Origin of the sequence: Embleya sp. NPDC127516, from assembly GCF_044765325.1 — a bacterium.
In the GTDB taxonomy this organism is placed as follows: domain Bacteria; phylum Actinomycetota; class Actinomycetes; order Streptomycetales; family Streptomycetaceae; genus Embleya.
The window spans coordinates 1-9440 of record NZ_JBIWJT010000077.1; the positions used below are offsets into that span (position 1 = coordinate 1).

Genomic DNA, 9440 nt, shown 5'->3' on the forward strand with positions numbered 1-9440 from the left:
ACGGGCAAGGAGCAGTCGATGACCATCACCGGCGGCTCGGGCCTGCCGAAGGACGACATCGACCGGATGATGCGCGAGGCGGAGGCGCACGCGGAGGAGGACCACCAGCGTCGCGAGGCCGCGGAGACCCGCAACCAGGCCGAGCAACTGGTGTACACCACCGAGAAGTTCATCAAGGACAACAGCGACAAGGTGCCCGCCGACGTCAAGACCGAGGTCGAGACGTCGCTCACCGAGCTCAAGGACGCGCTCAAGGGCGAGGACCTGGCCGCGATCCGCGACGCCGCGGAGAAGGTCAGCACCACGAGCCAGAAGCTGGGCACCGCGATGTACGCGAACGCGCAGCCCGGTACCGAGGGCGCGGCCGGTTCGCCCGGCGACGGCGCGGGCAACACTGCCGACGACGACGTCGTGGACGCCGAGATCGTCGACGAGGACCGTAAGGGCGGTGCTGCGTGACCGAAGGGACCGGCTCGAACCACGGCGCCGTCCCGGGCGACGCCCAAGAGACAGAGCCGAAGCCGGAAACCGGGACCGCCGCCTCGGCGGCGGCCCCGGCCCCCGGGGCGGCGGAGGCCGCCGAGCTGCGCAACCAGCTCGGTGAGCGCACCGCCGACCTGCAACGGCTCCAGGCCGAGTACGCGAACTACCGCAAGCGCGTCGAGCGGGACCGCAACGTGGCGGGCGAACTGGCCGCCATCAAGGTGCTGAGCGAACTGCTGCCGGTGCTCGACGACATCGGTCGGGCCCGGGACCACGGCGAACTGGCGGGCGGCTTCAAGTCGGTCGCCGAGTCGCTGGAGTCGATCGTGGCCAAGATGGGGCTGCAGAGCTTCGGTTCCAAGGGCGACCCGTTCGACCCGACGGTGCACGAGGCGCTGCTGCACTCGTACGCGACCGATGTCACCGAGCCCACGTGCGTGGAGATCCTGCAGCCCGGCTACCAGGTCGGCGAGCGGATCATCCGTCCGGCGCGGGTGGCGGTCGCGGAGCCCACAGCGGACGCCGAGGGCGGTCCGGAGGAGTCGGGCGAAGCGGCCGGAAGCTGAACCGTCACCGGGAACCAGACAACGAGAAGCGGAGAGGAGGGACGCCGATGCGCGGGTGGAGTGGATCCGGAAACGGGCGCTCGGAGCACGAGGGCACCCCGACCCGATCGGCGAGGGGCGCATGAGTACGAAGGACTACCTGGAGAAGGACTACTACAAGGTGCTCGGCGTCCCCAAGGACGCCGGCACCGCCGAGATCAAGAAGGCCTACCGCAAGCTCGCCGTCGAGTTCCACCCGGACAAGAACAAGGGTGACACCAAGGCGGAGGAGCGGTTCAAGGAGATCTCGGAAGCCTACGACGTGCTCGCCGACGACAAGCGGCGCAAGGAGTACGACGAGGCACGGACCCTGTTCGGCAGCGGAGGTGGCTTCCGCGGCCCCGGCGGCGGGCAGGGCGGGGCCGGCGGCTTCCCCTTCGACCTCGGCGACATCTTCGGTGGCCAGCAGGGCGGCGCGGGCAACACCGGCGGCCTGGGCGACATCTTCGGCGGGCTGTTCGGCGGCGGTCGGCAGACCGGACGGCAGCAGCCCCGACGCGGCTCGGACGTGGAGTCCGAGGTCACCCTCGGCTTCGCGGACGCGGTGGACGGCGCGACCGTCCCGATCCGGCTGACCAGCTCCGAGCCGTGTCGGCACTGCAACGGCACGGGCGCGGCCGCGGGCACCACCCCGCGGATGTGTCCCACCTGCGCGGGTTCGGGCAACGTCAGCCGTCCGCAGGGCGGCTTCGGCTTCTCCGAGCCGTGCCGCGACTGCAAGGGCCGCGGGCTGCTGGTGGACGACCCGTGCATCGTGTGCAACGGCAGCGGTCGGGCCAAGAGTTCGCGCACGATGCAGGTCCGGATCCCGGCCGGGGTTCAGGACGGACAGCGGATCCGGCTCAAGGGCAAGGGCGCTCCCGGCGAGCGCGGCGGCCCCTCCGGCGACCTGTACGTCGTGGTGCACGTCAAGACGCACTCCGTATTCGGCCGCAAGGGCGACAACCTCACCGTCACCGTGCCGGTCACCTTTCCGGAGGCGGTGCTGGGGGCGGAGGTCACCGTGCCCACCCTGGGCGGCATCCCGGTCACGCTCAAGCTCCCCGCGGGCACGGGCAACGGCCGCACGCTGCGCGTCCGCGGGCGCGGTGCGGCACGCAAGGACGGCACTCGGGGCGACCTCCTGGTCACCGTCGAGGTGACGGTCCCACAGCAGCTGAACGACAAGGCGCGCGAGGCGCTGGAGGCGTTCCGCGAGGCGACCGTCGCGCACGATCCCCGAGCCGATCTGTTGGACGCGGCGAAGGGGGCATGACATGCGACCGGGCGGCTTGGGCGGCGACGGCGGGCGGCGTGGCTACGAGATCGACGAGACCTCTCCGGTCTACGTGATCTCGGTGGCCGCGCAACTGTCCGGCCTGCATCCACAGACGCTGCGCCAGTACGACCGACTCGGCCTGGTCTCGCCGGACCGCACGGCCGGTCGCGGGCGGCGCTACTCCGCCCGCGACATCGTCCAGTTGCGCGAGGTGCAGCGGCTCTCCCAGGAGGCCGGCATCAACCTCGCCGGGATCAAGCGGATCCTGGAGCTGGAGAACCAGGTGCTCGCGCTGAGCGTGCGGGTGGCCGAGTTGGAGCACGCGCTGCACGAGGCGACGGACGCGAGCGCCCGGCGCGAGGCGGCCGTACACGCGTCCTACCGACGCGATCTGGTCCCGGTCCGGCCGCAGGCGGGCACCGCGCTCGTGGTGTGGAAGCCCAGGCGCGGGCGCACCGACTGACGCCCGGCGCACGGGCCGCACGAGATCCGGGAGGGGCGGGGCTTCGGCCGCGCCCCTTCGTCCGTGTGGGCCGCGGCCTCGTTCGCGGGGGTCGGCCCGCCGTTTCGTGCGGGGCGGCCGTTCGGGTGGCCTCGGCACATCCTTGATGCCGCTCAATACGCGTCAGTAGGGTCGCCGCATGAAGCCGAATCGTCGGGACGTCCTGAAGTACTCGGCCGCGGGCGCGGCACTGCTGGGAGCGGCGGCGTGCACCGACGCCGAGGAGTCGCCGGTCAACAAGTCGAGCGACGCGCCCAAGCCCGGCGCCCCGACCTCGGGCGGCGCCGCAGGCGCGGCCGGCACCACCCTGGAGCGCACCCTGCTGCTCGGCCCGCCCGGCCCGGGCGGTTACCGCAAGGTGGTCGCCGGCCCCGGCGAACCGCACCTGCTGCGCAACGAGTTGGCCCCCGGCGCCGGTCCCGGCGACAAGACGAAGAGCCGACCCCTGGTGGCCTTCACCCAACTGACGGACATCCACATCCAGGACTCCCAGTCGACCGCGCGGGTGGACTTCCTGGACCGGCACAGCGACAAGGACCAGCCGTTCGCCAAGCTGCTGCCGTTCCAGTCGTCGTACCGCCCGCAGGAGGTGCTGACGGCGCAGATCGCCGAGGCGATGGTGCAGTCCCTCAACCGGATCGGCAAGGGCCCGGCGCTGGGCCAACCCCTGGCGTTCACCATCTGCACGGGCGACAACACCGACAACATCCAGTTCAACGAGCTGCGTTGGTACATCGACGTGCTCGACGGCGGCAAGAAGGTCACCCCCGACTCGGGCGACCGGAACAAGTACGAGGGCCCGATGGACGCGGTCGCGTACAACGACCGCTACTGGCACCCGGACGGCACGCCGGCCGGACAGAAGGACGACCTGCCCAGGCGCGAGTTCGGTTTCCCCACCGTGCCGGGTCTGCTCGACGCGTGCCGGCGTCCGTTCGAGGCGACCGGCCTGAAGACCCCGTGGTACACCGCGTACGGCAACCACGACGGGCTGGTCCAGGGCAACCTGCCGGTCAACGAATTGCTGGGCAAGGTCGCGGTCGGCGACGAGAAGGTGCTGGACATATCCGCGAAGGAGACCGTCGTCGCGCTCGCGGTCGGACTGCAGAGCGGCAAGCCGGACGCGCTTGCCGCGCTGATGTCGGGCCCCAAGCGCAAGGTCACCGCCGACCCGGACCGGCGGCTGATCGACCGCGCGGAGACGATCAAGGAGCACTTCAACACCACCGGCTTGCCCAAGGGCCACGGCTTCACCCAGCAGAACATCGACGCCAAGACCGCGTACTACAGCTTCGACCAGGGTCAGGTGCGCTGCCTGGTCCTGGACACGGTGAACCAGTACGGCCTGGACTCCGGCTGCCTGGACCCGACCCAGTTCGCGTGGCTCCAGGACCACCTGATGAAGGGCAGTTCCAGCTACCTGGACGAGCAGGGCAAGGTGGTCCAAGGCACCGGCCAGGACAAGCTGTTCGTGCTGTTCAGCCACCACACCATCGAGACGATGGTGAACCGCACGGTGCCCCCGGGGCAGCCCGCGCGAATCCTGGGCCCCGAGGTCTTGTCGCTGCTGCTGCGCTTCCCGAACGTCGTGCTGTGGGTGAACGGGCACACCCACGACAACCACGTGAAGCCGCACCCGCGCCCGGCCGGCTTCGCCGCTCCCGGAGGCTTCTGGGAGGTCAACACCGCGTCGCACATCGACTGGCCCTCGCAGGCGCGGATCGTGGAGATCGGGGACAACCGCAACGGCACACTGTCCGTCTTCGGCACCATCGTCGACTCGGCCGGGCCGGAGTCCAACGGCGGCAAGCTGGACACCCCGGTCGCACTGGCCGCGCTGGCCCGCGAACTCGCGGGCAACGACTGGCACGAGCGCGATCGCCCGGACGCGAAGGTGGACGGTCGGCGCGGTCGGATCGAGGACCGCAACGTGGAACTGCTGGTGCCGACGCCGGCGTGGCTCACGTAGAGCAGGCGGGTCCGCCGAGTCCGGCGGTCTACCAGACCACCGTCACCACGCGGGCGCAGCGTGACTTGGAGCGCTTGACCAGTTCGCCGTTGGGACGGTCGCTGCCGGCGACCCAGGCCATCGCCTCGCCGACGCTGCGACCGCCCCGGCGCTGGCGCCTGGTCAGCCGCTCGTCGCGGACCCGGTCCGAGGCGTGCACGTACCAGACCTCGGTCATCAGGCAGTAGGCGTCGGTCCAGCCGGGAGCGTCCAGTGCCAGGTAGTTGCCCTCGGTCACCACGATCCGGGTGCCGGGGCGGACCACGTGCCGCGCCGCGACCGGCTCGTGCAGCGAGCGGTCGTAGTCCGGCACGTACACGTCCCGGTCCACCTCGTGCACCACACGGGCCAGCGTGGTCGCGTAGCCCCACACGTCGAACGTGTCCACGGCGCCCTTGCGGTGCAGTCGGCCGATCCGCTTGAGCTGCACGTTCGAGAGGTGGAACCCGTCGAGCGGCACATAGGCGGCGGTACCGACGCCGACCCGCTGTTCGATCGCGCGCACCAGGCGGCCGGCGAGCGTGGACTTCCCGGCACCCGGCGGACCGGCGAGGCCGAGCACGACCCGATCGGCCCCGGGCGCCGCCGGAATCAGCCGTACCGCCGCATCCGCGAGCGCGTCGAGTGTTTCGAGGGCACCGGACACATCTGGCATGTCCGCAGTCTAGGCATCCGGAGCGACGCACGGTTGAGTGGAATAGACTCAACTTAGTTGTGGTTGCCACAGTCAAAGGACCGTTCGGGTGCCATACGGACACGACACGGACGGAATGATGGCCGTGACATCGCGTGCCCGAAGCGAAGGAGTCGCACACCTCACATGGATGCACAGAAGCTCACCACCAAGGCCCAAGAGGCCCTTTCGGTCGCCATCCGCAAGGCTTCCGCGGCGGGACACCCCCAGGTGGAGCCCGCGCATCTGCTGCTCGCCCTGCTCGAACAGCCCGAGGGGATCGCGGTCCCGCTGCTGGGCGCGGCCGGTGTGGACGTGCCGCTCCTGAAGGTCGCGGCCGTCCAGATTTCCGATCGCCTGCCGAGCGCGTCCGGCTCAACGGTGGCCGCTCCGCAGCTCGCCCGCGAGACGATGCTCGCGCTCGACGAGGCGGAGAAGCAGGCCGACAAGCTCGGCGACACGTTCGTGTCCACGGAGCACGTCCTGGTCGGTCTCGCGTCCGGCCGCTCCGGCCCGGTCGCCGAGGCGCTGCGCGACGCGGGCGCCACGCCGCAGGCGCTGCTCGACTCCTTCAAGGCGGTGCGCGGCAGCGCCCGGGTCACCTCCCAGGACCCGGAGAGCACCTATCAGGCCCTGGAGAAGTACGGCCGCGACCTGACCGAGGAGGCCCGCGACGGCAAGCTGGACCCGGTGATCGGCCGCGACTCGGAGATCCGCCGGGTGGTCCAGGTGTTGTCCCGCCGGACCAAGAACAACCCGGTCCTGATCGGTGAGCCCGGCGTCGGCAAGACCGCCGTCGTCGAGGGCCTGGCCAGGCGGATCGTGGCGGGCGACGTGCCCGAGTCGCTGCGCGACAAGCGGCTGATCGCGCTCGACCTGGGCGCGATGGTCGCGGGCGCGAAGTATCGCGGCGAGTTCGAGGAGCGGCTGAAGGCGGTCCTGAACGAGATCAAGTCCAGCGACGGCCAGGTCGTCACCTTCATCGACGAACTGCACACCGTGGTGGGCGCGGGCGCGACCGGCGACAGTTCGATGGACGCGGGCAACATGCTCAAGCCGATGCTCGCGCGCGGCGAACTGCGCCTGGTCGGCGCGACCACGCTGGACGAGTACCGCAAGCACATCGAGAAGGACCCCGCGCTGGAGCGCCGGTTCCAGCAGGTGTTCGTCGGCGAGCCCAGCGTCGAGGACACCATCGCGATCCTGCGCGGCCTCAAGAGCCGGTACGAGGCGCACCACAAGGTGCAGATCGCCGACTCGGCCCTGGTCGCCGCGGCCACCCTCTCCGACCGCTACATCACCGCGCGCTTCCTCCCCGACAAGGCGATCGACCTGGTCGACGAGGCGGCGTCGCGGCTGCGGATGGAGATCGACTCCTCCCCCGTCGAGATCGACGAACTCCAGCGCTCGGTGGACCGGCTGCGGATGGAGGAGATGGCGCTGGCCAAGGAGACCGACGCGGCCAGCCGGGACCGGCTGGAGCGACTGCGCAAGGACCTCGCGGACAAGCAGGAGCAACTCAGCGGGCTGACCGCGCGCTGGCAGCAGGAGAAGGCCGGCCTGAACCGGGTCGGCGAGCTCAAGGAACGCCTGGACGCGGCCCGCGGCGAGGCCGAGCGGGCCCAGCGGGACGGCGACTTCGAGACCGCCTCGAAGCTGATGTACGGCCAGATCCCGACCCTGGAGCGCGAGCTGGCCGAGGCCGCCGCGACCGAGGGCGACCGGGGCACGCACGGCACCGCGATGGTCAAGGAGGAGGTCGGCCCGGACGACGTCGCCGACGTGGTCTCGTCCTGGACCGGCATCCCCTCCGGCCGCCTCCTGGAGGGCGAGCGTGGCAAGCTGCTGCGGATGGAGGACGAGCTGGGTCGCCGGCTGATCGGCCAGAAGGCGGCCGTGGCGACGGTCTCCGACGCGGTACGCCGGGCCCGCTCCGGCATCGCCGACCCGGACCGCCCGACCGGCTCCTTCCTCTTCCTGGGCCCGACCGGTGTGGGCAAGACCGAGTTGGCCAAGTCGCTCGCCGACTTCCTCTTCGACGACGAGCGCGCGATGGTGCGGATCGACATGTCGGAGTACGCGGAGAAGCACTCGGTCGCCCGCCTGGTCGGCGCGCCGCCCGGCTACGTGGGCTACGAGGAGGGCGGCCAGTTGACCGAGGCGGTCCGCCGCCGCCCGTACTCGGTGGTGCTCCTGGACGAGGTGGAGAAGGCCCATCCCGAGGTCTTCGACGTCCTGCTCCAGGTGCTCGACGACGGGCGGCTGACCGACGGCCAGGGCCGCACGGTGGACTTCCGCAACGTGGTGCTGATCCTGACCTCGAACCTGGGGTCCCAGTACCTGGTCGACCCGGCGCTGTCCCGGGAGCAGCAGCAGAACCTGGTGATGGACGTGGTTCGCAACGCGTTCAAGCCGGAATTCCTCAACCGGCTCGACGACATCGTGCTCTTCGACGCACTCGGCACGGCGGAACTCGCACACATCGTCGGACTCCAGGTCGATCGGCTCGGCGCCCGGCTCAAGGACCGCCGGATCACCCTGACGGTGACCGACGCGGCCCGCGAGTGGCTCGCGCTGACCGGGTACGACCCGGCGTACGGCGCGCGGCCGCTGCGCCGGCTGATCCAGACCGCCATCGGCGACAAGCTGGCCCGGGCGCTGCTCGCCGGCGAGATCGACGACGGCGACACGGTCGTGGTCGACCTGGACGAGGCGAGCGACACGCTGGTGGTGCAGCCGCAGGAGCGGGTGCCGGCGAAGACGCTCTGACGAGCGGGTTCGGGGCCGAGTCGGCCACGAATGCCGCGGCGCCGGGACCTGTTGCGGGTCCCGGCGCTTCGGCATGGCAGCATGCATGCGGAGTTATCTGACGGTGCGTCACACGTCTGGGGTTCGGTCGGGTCGGCTCCGGTCACGCGGTGCGCCGAGGATGGTGCGCCATGCGCGGCACGACAAGATCGCCTAGCACCGGATGAAGCGGACAAAACCCGCGAAGCCGGTAGCGTCCAGCGTGACAGATATCATCGACGCAGTGGTTAAGTTACCAGCGGGTAAGATGCCCGCACGGCCGTACGCTGTCGGCCGATACACGCCCCGGAAGGGACGTCCCACCGGAGGAGCCGAACGCCCATGCAGCTCGCAGCGATCGTGATCTCGCTGGTCACCTTGGTGGTCGGCGCCGCGCTCGCGGCGCGCGCCGTCGCGCATATCTACCGCTTCGTCCAGGTAGGCCAGCCGGACGGCAGCCGAACCGGACAGCCCGCGCAGCGCACCGCGACCCTCGGCCGGGAGTTCCTCGGCCACACCCGAATGCTCAAGTGGGGCGTCGTCGGCGTGGCCCACTGGTTCGTGGCCGTCGGCTTCCTGACCCTCGGCCTGACCATCATCACCGCCATCGTGCAGCTCTTCGACGCGCACTGGGTGTTCCCGCTCATCGGCGATTGGCTGCCGTACGAGCTGTTCACCGAGTTCATCGCGCTCGCCACGTTCGTCGGCATCGTGGTGCTGATGGTCATCCGGCAGCTGAGCCTGCCCTCGCGCCCGGGCCGCAAGTCGCGCTTCGCCGGCTCGGTGTCGTGGCAGGCGTACTACGTCGAGTGGACGATCCTGGTGATCGGCCTCGCGATCCTGACGCTGCGCGCCCTGGAGGCCGCCCTGCTCGGGGTGGACCACTACGAGGCGGGCTTCTTCGCGTCGTACCCGCTCAGCCTGGCCTTCCAGGACCTGGGCGAGTCCACGCTGGAGAACCTGGTCTACCTGACCGCGATGATCAAGCTCACCGCGACCGGCGCCTGGGCGGTGACGATCGGGCTGAACCCGAGTATGGGTGTGGCCTGGCATCGGTTCCTGGCGTTCTTCAACATCTATTTCAAGCGTGATGCCGATGGTGGTGTCGCGTTGGGTGCGTTGGC

7 protein-coding genes and 1 pseudogene are annotated in these 9440 nt (G+C 70.6%); 7 read left to right on the forward strand and 1 reads right to left on the reverse strand.

What is annotated here, in order from left to right; all coding sequences use genetic code 11:
- The 5 genes from ACIRL2_RS51000 to ACIRL2_RS51020 all read left to right on the forward strand — a co-directional run.
- Nucleotides 1-459: Hsp70 family protein (locus ACIRL2_RS51000; protein ID WP_402242611.1), on the forward strand; the 459-nt coding region annotated here is incomplete at its 5' end.
- Complete coding sequence (grpE, locus tag ACIRL2_RS51005) at nt 456-1049, forward strand: nucleotide exchange factor GrpE (RefSeq protein ID WP_391589215.1); 594 nt, start codon at nt 456-458, stop codon at nt 1047-1049. The genes ACIRL2_RS51000 and grpE, both read left to right, overlap by 4 nt.
- A gap of 121 nt (nt 1050-1170) precedes the next feature.
- Nucleotides 1171-2343: a molecular chaperone DnaJ gene (gene dnaJ / locus ACIRL2_RS51010; RefSeq protein WP_395864695.1), complete on the forward strand. Its 1173-nt coding sequence runs from the start codon at nt 1171-1173 to the stop codon at nt 2341-2343.
- Nucleotide 2344: 1 nt separating this feature from the next.
- Nucleotides 2345-2809, forward strand: coding sequence for a heat shock protein transcriptional repressor HspR (locus tag ACIRL2_RS51015; protein WP_395864697.1), 465 nt, complete (start codon nt 2345-2347; stop codon nt 2807-2809).
- Between the two features lie 178 nt (nt 2810-2987).
- Nucleotides 2988-4817 carry a TIGR03767 family metallophosphoesterase gene (locus ACIRL2_RS51020; RefSeq protein ID WP_395864699.1) on the forward strand — a complete coding sequence of 610 codons (1830 nt, stop codon included), beginning with the start codon at nt 2988-2990 and terminating at the stop codon, nt 4815-4817.
- A 28-nt stretch (nt 4818-4845) separates the two neighbouring features.
- Here ACIRL2_RS51020 and ACIRL2_RS51025 read toward each other — a convergent pair whose 3' ends face one another.
- Nucleotides 4846-5511 (reverse strand): nucleoside/nucleotide kinase family protein, encoded by a 666-nt coding sequence (locus ACIRL2_RS51025; protein WP_402242616.1) that lies wholly within the window; start codon nt 5509-5511, stop codon nt 4846-4848.
- Nucleotides 5512-5676: 165 nt separating this feature from the next.
- Between ACIRL2_RS51025 and clpB the strand changes: the two genes are divergently transcribed.
- Both clpB and ACIRL2_RS51035 read left to right on the forward strand, forming a co-directional pair.
- On the forward strand, nt 5677-8298 hold the full coding sequence (clpB, locus tag ACIRL2_RS51030) for an ATP-dependent chaperone ClpB (RefSeq protein WP_395864703.1): 2622 nt from the start codon (nt 5677-5679) through the stop codon (nt 8296-8298).
- Between the two features lie 360 nt (nt 8299-8658).
- Nucleotides 8659-9440: pseudogene (locus ACIRL2_RS51035) on the forward strand (Fe-S oxidoreductase); the annotation flags it as partial.

Bases quoted from the DNA above. Each gene is read 5' to 3' on its own strand.
- dnaJ (WP_395864695.1), top strand. From the start codon at position 1,171: ATGAGTACGAAGGACTACCTGGAGAAGGACTACTACAAGGTGCTCGGC.
- ACIRL2_RS51015 (WP_395864697.1), top strand. From the start codon at position 2,345: ATGCGACCGGGCGGCTTGGGCGGCGACGGCGGGCGGCGTGGCTACGAG.
- ACIRL2_RS51020 (WP_395864699.1), top strand. From the start codon at position 2,988: ATGAAGCCGAATCGTCGGGACGTCCTGAAGTACTCGGCCGCGGGCGCG.
- ACIRL2_RS51025 (WP_402242616.1), bottom strand. From the start codon at position 5,511: ATGCCAGATGTGTCCGGTGCCCTCGAAACACTCGACGCGCTCGCGGAT.
- clpB (WP_395864703.1), top strand. From the start codon at position 5,677: ATGGATGCACAGAAGCTCACCACCAAGGCCCAAGAGGCCCTTTCGGTC.